At 73.1% G+C, this 12,921-nt stretch carries 13 protein-coding genes; 4 read left to right on the top strand and 9 right to left on the bottom strand.

Annotated elements, in window-relative coordinates; translation table 11 throughout:
• Nucleotides 1-53: 53 nt before the first annotated feature.
• From IF20_RS24740 to IF20_RS24730, 3 genes are all read right to left on the bottom strand, one after another.
• Nucleotides 54-1,382 carry a hypothetical protein gene (locus tag IF20_RS24740; RefSeq protein WP_052867495.1) on the bottom strand — a complete coding sequence of 443 codons (1,329 nt, stop codon included), beginning with the start codon at nt 1,380-1,382 and terminating at the stop codon, nt 54-56.
• A 127-nt stretch (nt 1,383-1,509) separates the two neighbouring features.
• A complete protein-coding gene (locus tag IF20_RS24735) occupies nt 1,510-2,841 on the bottom strand; it encodes an MFS transporter (protein WP_110944512.1) in 1,332 nt (443 codons plus the stop codon).
• Between the two features lie 90 nt (nt 2,842-2,931).
• A complete protein-coding gene (locus IF20_RS24730) occupies nt 2,932-4,206 on the bottom strand; it encodes an exo-beta-N-acetylmuramidase NamZ family protein (protein ID WP_052867494.1) in 1,275 nt (424 codons plus the stop codon).
• Between the two features lie 167 nt (nt 4,207-4,373).
• Here IF20_RS24730 and IF20_RS24725 point away from each other — a divergent pair, with 167 nt between their 5' ends.
• The 3 genes from IF20_RS24725 (at nt 4,374) to IF20_RS24715 (ending at nt 7,589) form a co-directional block, all read left to right on the top strand.
• Entirely contained in the window at nt 4,374-5,156 is a 783-nt protein-coding gene (locus IF20_RS24725; RefSeq protein ID WP_052867493.1) for an SDR family oxidoreductase, read from the top strand.
• A 132-nt stretch (nt 5,157-5,288) separates the two neighbouring features.
• A complete protein-coding gene (locus IF20_RS24720; RefSeq protein ID WP_052867492.1) occupies nt 5,289-6,950 on the top strand; it encodes an AMP-binding protein in 1,662 nt (553 codons plus the stop codon).
• Nucleotides 6,951-6,995: 45 nt separating this feature from the next.
• Nucleotides 6,996-7,589: a TetR/AcrR family transcriptional regulator gene (locus IF20_RS24715; protein ID WP_052867491.1), complete on the top strand. Its 594-nt coding sequence runs from the start codon at nt 6,996-6,998 to the stop codon at nt 7,587-7,589.
• Nucleotides 7,590-7,630: 41 nt separating this feature from the next.
• Here IF20_RS24715 and IF20_RS24710 read toward each other — a convergent pair whose 3' ends face one another.
• The 3 genes from IF20_RS24710 to IF20_RS24700 all read right to left on the bottom strand — a co-directional run bounded on the left by IF20_RS24710 (nt 7,631) and on the right by IF20_RS24700 (nt 10,464).
• The gene (locus IF20_RS24710) at nt 7,631-7,993 is read right to left on the bottom strand and encodes a hypothetical protein (protein ID WP_052867490.1); all 363 of its coding nucleotides are present in this window, start codon (nt 7,991-7,993) and stop codon (nt 7,631-7,633) included.
• 208 nt (nt 7,994-8,201) lie between these two features.
• Nucleotides 8,202-9,416 carry an acyl-CoA dehydrogenase family protein gene (locus tag IF20_RS24705; RefSeq protein ID WP_052867489.1) on the bottom strand — a complete coding sequence of 405 codons (1,215 nt, stop codon included), beginning with the start codon at nt 9,414-9,416 and terminating at the stop codon, nt 8,202-8,204.
• Between the two features lie 19 nt (nt 9,417-9,435).
• Entirely contained in the window at nt 9,436-10,464 is a 1,029-nt protein-coding gene (locus tag IF20_RS24700) for a phosphotransferase family protein (RefSeq protein ID WP_052867488.1), read from the bottom strand.
• A gap of 218 nt (nt 10,465-10,682) precedes the next feature.
• Between IF20_RS24700 and IF20_RS24695 the strand changes: the two genes are divergently transcribed.
• A complete protein-coding gene (locus IF20_RS24695) occupies nt 10,683-11,498 on the top strand; it encodes an alpha/beta fold hydrolase (RefSeq protein ID WP_199896727.1) in 816 nt (271 codons plus the stop codon).
• Between the two features lie 42 nt (nt 11,499-11,540).
• Here IF20_RS24695 and IF20_RS24690 read toward each other — a convergent pair whose 3' ends face one another.
• From IF20_RS24690 to IF20_RS24680, 3 genes are read right to left on the bottom strand one after another with little or no spacing between them, the layout of a single operon-like run.
• Complete coding sequence (locus IF20_RS24690; protein WP_052867486.1) at nt 11,541-11,885, bottom strand: DUF202 domain-containing protein; 345 nt, start codon at nt 11,883-11,885, stop codon at nt 11,541-11,543.
• 2 nt (nt 11,886-11,887) lie between these two features.
• A complete protein-coding gene (locus IF20_RS24685) occupies nt 11,888-12,298 on the bottom strand; it encodes a YidH family protein (protein ID WP_052867485.1) in 411 nt (136 codons plus the stop codon).
• A complete protein-coding gene (locus tag IF20_RS24680; protein ID WP_052867484.1) occupies nt 12,295-12,876 on the bottom strand; it encodes an NUDIX hydrolase in 582 nt (193 codons plus the stop codon). Before IF20_RS24680 ends, IF20_RS24685 begins: the two co-directional genes overlap by 4 nt.
• Nucleotides 12,877-12,921: the final 45 nt, after the last annotated feature.

Raw genomic sequence — 12,921 nt, 5'->3', positions numbered from 1 at the left:
CGGGGCGTGGAACCGTGGGGGTTCCGCGGCCCGCGCCCGCGCGTGCGCGCCGTTCAGTCCCGGCCGACCCGCCCGGCCTCCAGGACCACCCGGGCCAGTTCCGGGTGGCAGATGTCGCTGTGCGCGCCGACCGGCGGCCCGCCCCGGCGGACCACGGCGGAGGCGTCCACGCTCACGCAGCCCGTCGCCGGCACCGCCTCGCCCAGCCGGATCCGCCGCGCCCCGTCCACGGCCTGAATGCCGTCGAACCCGACGGCGCCCCAGCGGTCGAACACGCCGAGGAAGCTCGTCGCGTCCCCGGCCAGCTTCGACGCCAGCGGATAGAACGTGCCCAGCGCGTCGTCGTGCGAGGAGTAACAGGCCGCCAACGGGCCGTCGATCCGCCGCTGCACGCCGTTCAGCGCACCGCCGTGGGCCCGGTCGAACGGCAGCCGCGCGGCGAACGCGTAGTGCGAGAACGCCCCTTGCAGCAGCGTCACCGACTTCACGTTGCGCGCGCCCCGCGGCAACCCGCTCAGCGTGTACGAGACCAGCCGGCCGCCGAAGGAGTGGCCGACCAGGTGCACCCGCACCGCCGGCGCGGCGTCCGCGAGCTTGCCCAGTACCGGGCCCAGTCCGAGCCGGCCCACCGTGCCCGCACGCCGCTTGATGGCGTAGTAGCAGCCCTGCCGCAGCAGTTCGTGCGCGCCGCTCCACACCCGGGTCAGCCCGCCCCCGAACAGCGGCTGCCGCTCGACCTCCGCGGTCTCACCGGGCCACGCCCCGGCGCCCGCCGACCGCAGCGCCGCCGTGAGCACCTCGCAGACCTCCAGCGCGTCGTCGGTGAGCATGCCCGGCGTGCCGTCCCCGCTGTCCGTGGCGTGCCGGAGGTCGGGGCTGTCCTCCGGCACGGCGATCAGCTCCCGCACCAGCCGCGCGAACTCGTCGAACGCCGAGCGGGCGTCGGGCCGTTCGGCCAGCAGCTGCGCGATCCGGTCCAGCAACAGGTCCCGGCCGGGGAAGACCACCGCCAGCTGCCGCCGCAGGGCGTCCGTCAGCACCGGTTCGGGCGCGGCCTCCGCAGGGGTGTCGGCGCGGGCCTGCGGCGAGGGATCGAAGTCGGGGATCGGCTCGTCGGTGAAGCGCAGCGCAGGCCAGAGCACGCCCACGTACCCCACCCGGGCCCGCCCGCCCACCAGCAGCTCGGGGAAGGGCTCGAAGAACCGCGTGTACAGGCGGGTGGCCATCGACTTGTCGTTGTTCCACCCGTGCGAGAACACCACCAGATCGGTCAGCCGCTCCCGTACCGCGCCCGCGAACAGCGCGTCCCGTTGCCGCTGCGCGACGTCCCCGCCGGCGTCAAATGTGAGTTCCCAGTACGGCTTCACCCCGACACCCGCCATGACGACCCCTCTCGCTGCCGCTCGTGCAGCGATCGTCCTGCGCAACGGCCGTCACCGCCATACGCAGGATGACGGAGGCGGGTGTCGTACCGGGGGCCCGAAGGCGGCGTACTGCCGGGCCCGGGGGTCAGGTGAGCTCGCGCTCCCGGGTCTCCGGCAGGACCAGCACGCACAGCAGGGAGACGACGGCCATCGCGGAGACGTACCAGCCGACGGAGGAGGACCCGAAGGCGGACTGCAGGCGGGTGGCGATCAGCGGGGAGACCGCGCCGCCGAGCACCCCGCCGAGGTTGTAGGCGAGCGAGGCGCCGGAGTAGCGGACCCTGGTGGCGAACAGTTCGGGCAGATACGCGCCCATCGGGCCGTAGACCACGCCCATGCAGAACAGCGCGCCGCCGAGGGCGAGGGCGACCAGGACGGGCGACTCGGTGTCCAGCAGCGGGAAGAGGAGCAGGCCCCAGACGATCGCGAGGCCGGTGCCGGCCAGGATCAGTTTGCGCCGGCCCGCGGCGTCGGAGCGGGTGGCGGCCAGCCAGGTGCCGGCGGCCAGGAAGAGGCAGGCCACCAGGGACAGGCCCAGCATGGTGCTGCGGGGGATGCCGAGCGTGCCGGTGGCGTAGGCGAGGCAGTACGTCGTCGCGGTGTAGAACAGCCCGTACGCGATGATCATGCCGCCGGCGCCGAGCAGCAGCTCGCGCCAGTGCCCGCGGAGCACGTCGAGGGTGGGGACCTTGCTGGCCTCCTGCGCGTCCATCGCCCTCGCGAAGACCGGCGTCTCGCTGATCTTCAGGCGGACGAACAGGCCGACGGCGACCAGCAGGAACGACAGGAGGAACGGGATCCGCCAGCCCCAGGACCGGAAGGCCGCGTCGTCCAGGGAGGAGGAGAGCAGCCAGAAGATGCCGGTCGCGGCGAAGAACCCCACGGACGGGCCCAGTTGCGGGAAGGCGGCGTACAGGCCGCGGCGTTTCTTCGGGGCGTGCTCGACCGCGAGCAGCGCGGCGCCGCCCCACTCGCCGCCCAGCCCGATGCCCTGCACGAAGCGCAGCAGGATCAGCAGCAGCGGCGCCCAGATGCCCAGCGTGGCGTAGCCGGGCAGCAGGCCGACGAACGCCGTGGACAGGCCCATCAGCAGCAGCGAGACGACCAGCACGGACTTGCGGCCCACCCGGTCGCCGAAGTGCCCGAAGACGATCGAGCCGAGCGGGCGGGCCGCGAACGCCACCGCGTAGGTGGAGAAGGAGGCCAGGGTGGCGTTGACCGGATCCAGGGTCGGGAAGAACGCCTGGTTCAGTACGAGCGCGGCCGCCGTCCCGTAGATGTAGAAGTCGTAGAACTCGATGGCCGTGCCGATGAACGAGGCCACGGCCACCCGCCGCAGGCTCTCCGGACTGCCGTCGGGCGCGGCGGCGCCGGCCGTGGTCTCTTCTGCTGTCGCGTCGCTGGGCACGAGCCGCATGCTCACGGTCGTTGTAGTGGGCAGTCAATAGGTGGGACGTGTGGTCTCGTGTGCTGAGACGTCCGATGGGCGGCTTCCCACCCGGGTCCTTCAGTGGTAGCGCAGGTAACGCGCCCGCAGCGCGCGGAATTTCGCCAGCTCTCCGCGCCAGGCGGCCACCACCTCGGCCGTGCCCGCACCCGCGTCGATCATCGTGCGGACCCGGTCGGAGCCGGCCAGCCGGTCGATCCCGTGGTCCGGACGCCACGCGAAGCCGGGCCACACCTTCTTCGCCGTCACCAGCAGCGCGATGCCGGTACGCACCGGGTCGAACGCCGCCCGGTCGTGCACGTGCAGCTGCACCCCGCCGATCGTCTTCCCCTGGAACTTGGAGAACGTCGGCGCGAAGTACGCCTCACGGAAGCGGACACCGGGCAACCGCTCCGCGTTGACCGCTTCCGCCCACTTCCGGTCGATGCCTTCCGCGCCGAGCAGCTCGAACGGCCGTGTGGTGCCCCGCCCTTCGGAGAGGTTGGTGCCCTCGAAGAGACACGTACCGGAGTAGACCAGCGCCGTGTCCGGGGTGGGCATGTTGGGGCTCGGCGGCACCCACGGCAGGCCGGTCGCGTCGAAGAAGTCGCCGCGCCGCCAGCCCTTCATCAGCACCGTGTCCAGCCGCACCGGCTTCCCGGCCGCCGCGGGCACGAACCGGTCGTTGAACAGCAGCGCCAGCTCCGCCACGGTCATCCCGTGCGCCTGCGCGATCGGCTCCCGGCCGACGAACGAGGCGAACTTCTTGTCCAGCACCGGGCCGCTCGCGGACCGGCCCGTCACCGGGTTCGGCCGGTCCAGCACCACGAAGCGCTTGCCCGCCATGGCCGCCGCCACCATGCAGTCGTACAGCGTCCAGATGTAGGTGTAGAAGCGGGCGCCGACGTCCTGGATGTCGAAGACGACCGTGTCGACCCCGGACCCGGTGAAGATGTCGGCCAGCGCCCGGCCGCTCTTCTGGTACGTGTCGTACACCGGCAGCCCGGTCGCCGGGTCGTCGTGCTTGCCTTCCGAACCGCCCGCCTGCGCCGTGCCGCGGAAGCCGTGCTCGGGCCCGAAGACGGCGGTCAGCCGCACCCGCTCGTCCGCGTGCAGCACGTCCACGATGTGCTCGACGGCCGAGGTCACGCCGGTCGGGTTGGTGACCATGCCGACCTTCTGCCCCGACAGCAGCGCGTAGCCGTCGGCGGCGAGCCGGTCGAAGCCGGTCCGCACCCGGCCGCCCGGACCGTGCGGCGCGGCGGGGGAGTGGGCGGCGGCCGGGACGGCGCCCGCGGCCGACGCGGCGCCCACCGCGCCGGTGACGGCCAGCAGGCTTCTTCTGGACAGGGACATGCGCACACCTCCGGAATCGGAATTTGCGTGCACCGCACGCTAATGCGCCGGGCCGCCCGCCGCCGGGACATTGCCCCGGACGGCTGCCCGCCGGGGGCTTCCGCAGCGACATACCGACTGGTTAGTCTGCCTGCTGACGTGGTGCCGACGAGGCGAGGGAGAGACGAGTGGAAGCCGTGCGGGACAAGGCCGTGGTGGTGACCGGCGCGGGCGGTGGCATCGGCGCCGCGCTCGCGGCCCGCTTCATCGCCGAGGGCGCCCGGTTGGTCATCAACGACCTGGACAAGGAGAAGGCCGAGCGCACCGCCGCCGAACTGGGCGCGATCGCCGTCCCCGGCGACGCCTCGGCGATCCTCCCGGCCGCCCGCGAGGCACTCGGCGGCCGGATCGACATCTTCTGCGCCAACGCCGGCGTCGGCACCGGCGGCGGCCCCGAGGCGCCCGACGAGGACTGGCAGCTGGCCTGGGACGTCAACGTCATGTCCCACGTCCGGGCGGCCCGCGCGCTGATACCCGAGTGGCTGGAGCGCGGCAGCGGCCGCTTCGTCGCCACCGTCTCCGCCGCCGGCCTGCTCACGATGATCGGCTCCGCGCCGTACAGCGTGTCCAAGCACGCCGCGTACGCCTTCGCCGAATGGCTCTCGCTCACCTACAAGCACCGCGGCATCGACGTGCACGCCATCTGCCCGCAGGGCGTCCGCACCGACATGCTCGCGGGCACCGGCTCCGCCGGCGACCTCGTCCTCACCCAAGGCGCCATCGAGCCCGCCGCCGTCGCCGACGCGCTCTTCGACGCCATCGCCGAGAACCGCTTCCTGGTCCTGCCGCACCCGGAGGTCGCCGGCTACTACGCGACCCGCGCCGCCGACCCCGGCCGCTGGCTGGGCGGCATGAACCACCTCCAGCGCAAGTTCGAGGCCGCCGAAGCCGCCGAGGACGCCGGCGCCTGAGCGGCACGGACACCACCCGTACGGCACGGCGGGGACGGCCGCGCCGTACGGGACGCCGGGACCCGGCCGCAACGGCGCGCCGGGCCCGCGTACCGACACCCCGGGACGAGACGAGAGAAGGGCCGCACGCCGATGACGTCGTACCAGGACATGCCGTGGCTGCCGCAGCTGAACGAGGCCCAGCGCGCCCCCGTGCACCCGCACCCCTCCACGCTGCACGCCTTCCAGGACGCGGCCCGCCGGGTCCCCGACCGGACCGCCCTGGCCTACTTCGACGGCCGGCTCTCCTACGCCGAGACCGACGCGCTCTCCGACGGCATCGCAGCGCACCTCGGCGACCGAGGCTTCCGGCCCGGCGACCGGGCCGCGATCATGCTCCAGAACACCCCGCACTTCGTGCTCGCCCTCTTCGGCGTCTGGAAGGCGGGCGGCATCGTCGTCCCCGTCAACCCCATGTACAAGTCGGCGGAGATGACGCACGTCCTCACCGACGCCGAGGTCACCGCGGTGATCTGCGCCGACCACACCTGGGACGGCTTCCTGCGCGACACCGCGGCCGCCGCGTCCTCCGTACGCATCGCGCTGACCGCCTGCGAACGGGACCTGCAGACCAGAGACGACGCCCGCGTGCTGCGCGGCGAACGGCTCGGCCCCCGCGAGGGCGCCGACGACCTGCTCGCCGTCGCCCGCGCGCACGCCGGCCGCGGCCCCGCCGCCGGCACCCCCGAACTCACCGCCGACGACATCGCCCTGATCAGCTACACCTCGGGCACCAGCGGCACACCCAAGGGCGCCACCAACACCCACGGCAACATCGCCTACAACGCCGAACGCCAGCGCACCGGCCTCGGCCTCCCCGACGGGGCCACCTACTTCGCCCTCGCACCCCTCTTCCACATCACCGGCATGGTCTGCGAACTGGCCTCCTGCATCACCGGCGGCGGCACCCTCGCGCTGGCCTACCGCTTCGAGGCCGGCGTCGTCCTGGACGCCTTCCTGGAGCACCGCCCGGCCTTCACCGTCGGCCCGTCCACCGCCTTCATGGCCCTGATGGCCCACCCCGAGGTCTCCCGCGACCACTTCTCCTCCTTCGCCACCCTCGCCTCCGGCGGCGCCCCGCTGCCGCCCGCGCTGGTGGAGAAGTTCCGCGCGGAGTTCGGCCCGTACATCCGCAACGGCTACGGCCTCACCGAGTGCACCGCGCCCTGCGCCAGCGTGCCGCCGCACCTTGAGGCCCCGGTCGACAAGGTCTCCGGCACCCTCGCGGTCGGCGTCCCCGGCCCCGACACGGTCGTCCGCATCATCGACGACCAGGGTCAGGACGTGCCCTTCGGCGAACAGGGCGAGATCGCCGTCCGCGGCCCCCAGGTCGTGCCCGGCTACTGGCGCCGCCCCGACGCCACCGCGGAGGCGATACCCGACGGCGAGCTGCGCACCGGCGACATCGGCTTCATGGACACCGACGGCTGGCTGTACGTCGTCGACCGCAAGAAGGACATGATCAACGCGTCCGGCTTCAAGGTCTGGCCGCGCGAGGTCGAGGACGTGCTCTACAGCCACCCGGCCGTCCGCGAAGCGGCCGTCGTCGGCATCCCGGACACCTACCGCGGGGAATCGGTCAAGGCCTACGTCAGCCTCCGCCCCGGCCAGTCCCCGGACCCCGCCGAGCTGACCGCCTACTGCAAGGAACGGCTGGCCGCGTACAAATATCCCCGGGAGGTCGAGGTCCTGCCGGAACTGCCGAAGACCACGAGTGGGAAGATCCTCCGACGGGAGCTGCGGGACCGCGGCTAGCCTCCACAGCACGCGAACGAGCACGGAGAAGGACAGGTGAGGGCGATGGCCGGCACGACGGACGGGAGCACGAAGCCCGTGGCACAGCGGCTGCTGGCCACCGCCACCCGGCTCTTCGCCGAGCAGGGGTACGACCGGACCTCGGTCCAGGAGATCGTCGAGGCGGCGGGCGTCACCAAGGGCGCGCTGTACCACTACTTCGGCTCCAAGGACGACCTGCTGCACGAGGTCTACGGGCGGGTGCTCCGCCTCCAGCAGGAGCGCCTGGACCACTTCGCGAACGCCGACGCGCCGGTCGAGCGGCGGCTCCGCGAAGCCGCCGCCGACGTGGTCGTCACCACCATCGAGAACCTCGACGACACGAAGATCTTCTTCCGCTCCATGCACCAGCTCTCCCCGGAGAAGGACAAGCAGGTGCGCGCGGAGCGGCGCCGCTACCACGAACGCTTCCGCGCGCTGATCGAAGAGGGCCAGCGGGCGGGCGTCTTCACCGCCGATGTCCCCGCCGACCTGATCGTCGACTACCACTTCGGCTCGGTCCACCACCTCGGCACCTGGTACCGCGAGGGCGGCCCCCTCACCCCGCAGCAGGTCGCCGACCACCTGGCGGACCTGCTGCTGCGGGCGCTGCGGCCGTAGGGGCGAGCCTCCTGCGCCCTCAGTGCTGTGCCCGACCGGTGCTAGCAGGACACGCCGGTGCTCTGGGAGACGAAGGAGTCGGCGGGGCTGAGATGGCTGGGGACGGTGCAGAGACCGGCGGGAACGTTCAGCACGCTCGGGGCGGAGGTGCCGTCGAGGCTGAAGTGGACGCCACCGCATTGGTTGAGCGGGCCGGCGACGGGCAGGCCGAGGAGGCCGCCGCCCACGGTGGCGGGGGCGGCGTTCATGGTGCCGTCCGCAGTGGCGCCGTGGTGGAAGTTCGCGCAGCCGTTGCCGTAGGCGGGGGAGAGGAGCTCGCCGGCGCCGCTGGCGACCGCGGGGGCGGCAGCGGCCAGGACAGCCGTACAGGCGGCCAGGACGAGGGCGGGGGGTACAGGTCTCACGGTGGCCTCCGAGCGGTCCGGCGGTGCCTGTCCGGCCGGACAACGACGGGTCGCCCTGCGGGTCACCTGGTGACGGCCGCCTGGCGCAACCCTCGGTCCGGCTCGGTCGCACGAGAGGTGCCCTGTTCGTCCACGGTCCCCGCAGGCGGGGACCGTGGACGAACAGGGCTCGGGTGCATCCACCCGAGCCCCGTTCGTCCCCCCGCGACTACAGGTACTTCTTCAGCTCCCGGCGGGCCAGGGAGCGCTGGTGGACCTCGTCGGGGCCGTCCGCGAGGCGGAGGGTGCGGGCGCCGGCCCAGAGCTCGGCCAGCGGGAAGTCCTGGCTGACGCCGCCCGCGCCGTGCAGCTGCACCGCCTGGTCGATGATGTCCACGACCGTGCGCGGCGTGGCGATCTTGATCGACTGGATCTCGGTGTGCGCGCCCTTGTTGCCCACCGTGTCCATCAGCCACGCGGTCTTCAGGACGAGCAGCCGCAGCTGCTCGACCGCGACCCGGGCGTCCGCGATCCAGTTGTGCACGACGCCCTGCTGGGCGAGCGGCTTGCCGAAGGCGGTACGCGCCACAGCCCGCCGGCACATCAGCTCGATGGCCCGCTCCGCCATGCCGATCAGCCGCATGCAGTGGTGGATCCGGCCCGGGCCGAGGCGGGCCTGTGCGATGCCGAAGCCGCCGCCCTCCTCGCCGATGAGGTTCGACGCCGGGACGCGGACGTTCTCGAACAGGACCTCGGCGTGGCCGCCGTGGTAGTGGTCCTCGTACCCGTAGACCTGCATGGCCCGCTTGACCGTCAGGCCCGGCGTGTCGCGCGGCACGAGGATCATCGACTGCTGGCGGCGGATGTCCGCGCCGTCCGGGTCGGTCTTGCCCATCACGATGAAGATCTGGCACAGCGGGTTCATCGCCCCGGAGATGTACCACTTCCGGCCGTTGATGACGTACTCGTCGCCGTCCCGCTCGATGTGCGTGGTGATGTTCGTGGCGTCCGAGGAGGCCACCTCGGGCTCGGTCATCGCGAACGCGGAGCGGATCTCGCCCGCCAGCAGCGGCTCCAGCCACTGCTTCTGCTGCGCCTCGTTGCCGAACTGGGCGAGCACCTCCATGTTCCCGGTGTCCGGCGCCGCGCAGTTCAGCGCGGTCGGCGCGAGCTGCGGGCTGCGCCCGGTGATCTCGGCGAGCGGCGCGTACTGGAGGTTGGTGAGCCCCGCGCCGTGCTTCGCATCGGGCAGGAAGAGGTTCCACAGGCCCTGCTTGCGGGCCTCCGCCTTCAGTTCCTCGACGACGGCCGGGGTGTCCCACGGCGAGGCGAGCGCGGCCCGCTGCTCGTGCGCGACCTGCTCGGCCGGGTACACGTGCTCATCCATGAACGCGAGCAGCCGCTCGCGGAGTTCCTGCGTACGGGCGTCGAATGCGAAGTCCATGAGCGGCCTCGGCCTTCCTTCAGGCGGACAGGGTGGACAGGGTGCGGTGGCCGTTGTCGATGAAGCGCGGCACGACCTCGCCGATCCGGTCGAAGCCCGCGCCGACGGTCTGGCCGAGCGTGTACCGGTAGTGGATGCCTTCGAGGATCACCGCGAGCTTGAAGTACGCGAACGCGGTGTACCAGGCGACCTGCGAGACGTCGCGCCCGGAGCCGGCCGCGTACCGCTCGATCAGCTCGCCCGGTTCGGGGTGCCCCGGGGCGCTGCGGGTGGTGGTCACGGGCGAGTCGGGGGACTCCTCCTGCTCGCTGTACATCGCCAGCAGGCCCAGGTCGGTGAGCGGGTCGCCGAGCGTGGACATCTCCCAGTCCAGCACCGCGGCGATCCGGTCGTCCGCGCCGACCAGCACGTTGTCCAGGCGGTAGTCACCGTGCACGACCGCGGGCGCGGGGGAGGCGGGCAGCTTCCTGCCCAGCGCCTCGTGCAGCTCGTCGATGCCGGGCAGTTCGCGGTTCTTGGAGGCCACGAGCTGCTTGCCCCAGCGGCGCAGCTGCCGCTCCAGGAAGCCGTCGGGGCGCCCGAAGTCGCCCAGCCCCACCGACTCCGGGTCCACGGCGTGCAGGTCCACGAGGGTGTCCACGAGGCGCAGCACGATGTCGCGGGTGCGCTCGGGGCCGAGCGGCCGCAGCTGCTCGGCCGTGCGGTACGGCGTGCCCTCGACCAGCTCCATGACGTAGAACGGCGACCCGATGACCTCCTCGTCCTGGCAGAGGAGCAGCGTCTCCGGGACCGGGACCCGGGTATCGTGCAGCGCGCTGATGACGCGGTGCTCGCGGGCCATGTCGTGCGCGGTGGCCAGGACATGGCCGAGCGGTGGGCGGCGGACGACCCAGCGGCCGGCGCCGTCGGTGACGCGGTACGTGAGGTTGGACCGGCCGCCCTGGACCAGCTCGGCGCTCAGCGGGCCGGCGACCAGGCCCGGGCGTTCCCGGTCCAGGTGGCCGCGGAGCCGCTCCAGATCGAGGCCGGGCGGGTTGTCCTTGCTCATCGTGCGCCTCCGTGTGCCGGTCGGTGGAGTGTGACCGTCCACGATCATGCCGACTAGTCGGTATGGCGTCCAGAGGGCAGCGCCAACCCGTTGCGCGCCGGGGATGTTCCGCGCGTCACACGCGGCGCGCGGGGCGGGCCGGACGAAAGAGATCCGGCGGCCGGAAAAACCGGAAAAAGGAGATGCCGTGCCGGACGGCGATGACGATCATCGGGCGCATGACCGAACTGCGTGTCCTCGCCCCTGACGGCGTCCCGCTCACCGCCCTCGACGACGGGGACAGCGGGCCCACCGTGCTCGTCGTCCACCCCGGAGGCCGCGGCCCCGAGTCCTGGGACGAGGTCGCCCGCCTGCTGACCGAGGGCTTCCGGGTGGTGCGCATACGGCGCCGGATCTACGAGCCGGGCGTACGCATCGGCCGCGATCACTCGATGGCGGTCGAGGCCGCGGACGTGCTGGCGGTCGCCGAGTCGCTGACCGCCGCCGGACCCGTCCTGCTCGTCGGGCACTCCTCCGGCGCCGTCGCCGCCCTGGAGGCCGCGCTGCGCGACCCGTCCCCGTTCGCCGGGGTGGTCGCCTACGACCCGCCGATACCGACCCGCTCGCTGCTCGTGGGGGAGGCGGGGCCGCGCGCCCGCGCCGCGCTGGACGCCGGCGACCCGGCCGAGGCGATCCGCATCCACCTCCGCACCATCACCGGCCTGCCGGACGAGGTGGTCGCGGGGGCGCTCACAGACCCCCACGTCCAGGCGCTCATCGCCACGCACGCCGAGGCGCAGATCGTCGAGGACGAGATCATCGACGCGCTCGGCCTCGGCGTGGACCGATACGGCGCGCTGCGCCTGCCGGTGACCCTGCTCCAGGGCGAGCGGAGCTTCCCGCACCTGCACGAGCGGGTGGCCGACCTGGCGGCGGTCCTGCCCGACGCCCGCGTGGTGACGCTTCCGGGGCAGGGGCACGGCGCGAACTCCGACGCGCCCGAAGAGCTGGCCGAGGAGATCCGCGAGGCGGCGAAGGGGGTGTTCGCGGGCTGAAGGGGCCCGCTGTCCTGCAGCACGGCCCTCGTGCCCGCGGCGCTACAACGTGATCGCCGCGCCCAGTCCGACCAGGACCAGCGTGCAGCCGGCCGCCAGCAGGGCCGTGCGGATGCCCATCGTCCGGGGCGGGCCCGCCGCAGCGGGGGCGGCCAGCCGCCGTATGCGCGTGTGCGCGGCGGTCAGGAAGGCCAGCCCGGCGAGGACCAGCAGGGCGACGAGGACGACCTCCGCGGCGGTGGGCTCGCCGGTGAGCAGCACCTGACGCCAGGCCAGTACCACCGCCACCGCGCACGACAGCGTCGTACGGCGCCACGCCATCCGGGTCCGCTCGGGCTGCAGGCCCGGGTCCCGGGCCGGCTCCGGGCGTTCCTCGGTACCGCTCATCGTCAGCGTGTCCAGCCCAGCAGCACGACCGCGGCGATGGCCACGGCGAGCAGCCCGACGCCGGCGCCCAGCAGGGCGGGGAAGCGCGAGGACGGCAGGTCCTCGCCGCGCCGCATGGCCCGCTCGCAGCGCACCCAGTGGTTGACCGAGCGCACGGCGCACAGCGCGCCGCCCGCGAGCAGCGCCACCGTGAACACCGTGCGCACCGTCTGGTGCAGCGACGGCAGGAACTGATCGACCGCGAAGCCGCCGCCGATCAGCGCGAACGCCGTACGCAGCCAGGCCAGGAAGGTGCGTTCGTTGGCCAGCGAGAACCGGTAGTCGGGGGTGCTGCCCTCGCTGCGGAGCCGTTCGGGCGCGAACCACAGCCGCAGGTCGACGGCGAAGGCGCGTACGCGGTCGGGGAAGCTCATGAGGCGTGGCCCTGTCCGCCGGCCGGCCGCCCGGCGGCCTCCCGGTCGCGCAGCCGCCGGAACGCCTCCAGCCCGTCCGGCACCCACTGCCACTCCGGCAGCCGGGCCGCCAGCTCCTCTTCCGTGAGGAACGCGTGCCAGGCGACCTCCTCGGCCTGCGGGGCGACCGGCAGCGTGCAGCGCACCTCGTAGACCGCCGACCACCAGGTGTGCTCCGGCGTCTCGTACAGGAACTTGAACAGCGGAACGGGGCGGGGGAGTCCGGTGACGCCCAGCTCCTCCTCCGCCTCGCGCAGCGCCGCGTCGTCGTAGGACTCGCCCGCGCCGACCACGCCGCCGACGAACATGTCGTAGTGCGAGGGGAAGACCAGCTTCTGCGCGGTGCGGCGGTGCACGAAGATCCGGTCCTGCGCGTCCCGGGCGAGGATGAACGTGCACCGGTGCCGCAGCCGGCGCGCGTACGCCGCACCGCGCGGGGCCTGCCCCACGACCCGGTCGTGCTCGTCGACGATGTCGAGGATCTCGTCCGCGTTGCGGCCCTGCTGCGGTCCGGGCCCGGCCGGCTGCTGATCGGTCATGGGGCCATGCAATCAGACGCCCGGCGGCGGGCGGTGCCGTGGGCC

Origin of the sequence: Streptomyces niger, from assembly GCF_000718305.1 — a bacterium.
GTDB classification, from domain to species: Bacteria; Actinomycetota; Actinomycetes; order Streptomycetales; family Streptomycetaceae; genus Streptomyces; species Streptomyces niger.
This window is presented reverse-complemented; position numbering and strand designations above follow the sequence as displayed.

Excerpts from the sequence above, each read along its gene's own strand:
- IF20_RS24740 (WP_052867495.1), bottom strand. The coding sequence starts at position 1,382 with ATGGCGGGTGTCGGGGTGAAGCCGTACTGGGAACTCACATTTGACGCC.
- IF20_RS24735 (WP_110944512.1), bottom strand. The coding sequence starts at position 2,841 with ATGCGGCTCGTGCCCAGCGACGCGACAGCAGAAGAGACCACGGCCGGC.
- IF20_RS24730 (WP_052867494.1), bottom strand. The coding sequence starts at position 4,206 with ATGTCCCTGTCCAGAAGAAGCCTGCTGGCCGTCACCGGCGCGGTGGGC.
- IF20_RS24720 (WP_052867492.1), top strand. The coding sequence starts at position 5,289 with ATGACGTCGTACCAGGACATGCCGTGGCTGCCGCAGCTGAACGAGGCC.
- IF20_RS24715 (WP_052867491.1), top strand. The coding sequence starts at position 6,996 with ATGGCCGGCACGACGGACGGGAGCACGAAGCCCGTGGCACAGCGGCTG.
- IF20_RS24705 (WP_052867489.1), bottom strand. The coding sequence starts at position 9,416 with ATGGACTTCGCATTCGACGCCCGTACGCAGGAACTCCGCGAGCGGCTG.
- IF20_RS24700 (WP_052867488.1), bottom strand. The coding sequence starts at position 10,464 with ATGAGCAAGGACAACCCGCCCGGCCTCGATCTGGAGCGGCTCCGCGGC.
- IF20_RS24695 (WP_199896727.1), top strand. The coding sequence starts at position 10,683 with ATGACCGAACTGCGTGTCCTCGCCCCTGACGGCGTCCCGCTCACCGCC.
- IF20_RS24690 (WP_052867486.1), bottom strand. The coding sequence starts at position 11,885 with ATGAGCGGTACCGAGGAACGCCCGGAGCCGGCCCGGGACCCGGGCCTG.
- IF20_RS24685 (WP_052867485.1), bottom strand. The coding sequence starts at position 12,298 with ATGAGCTTCCCCGACCGCGTACGCGCCTTCGCCGTCGACCTGCGGCTG.
- IF20_RS24680 (WP_052867484.1), bottom strand. The coding sequence starts at position 12,876 with ATGACCGATCAGCAGCCGGCCGGGCCCGGACCGCAGCAGGGCCGCAAC.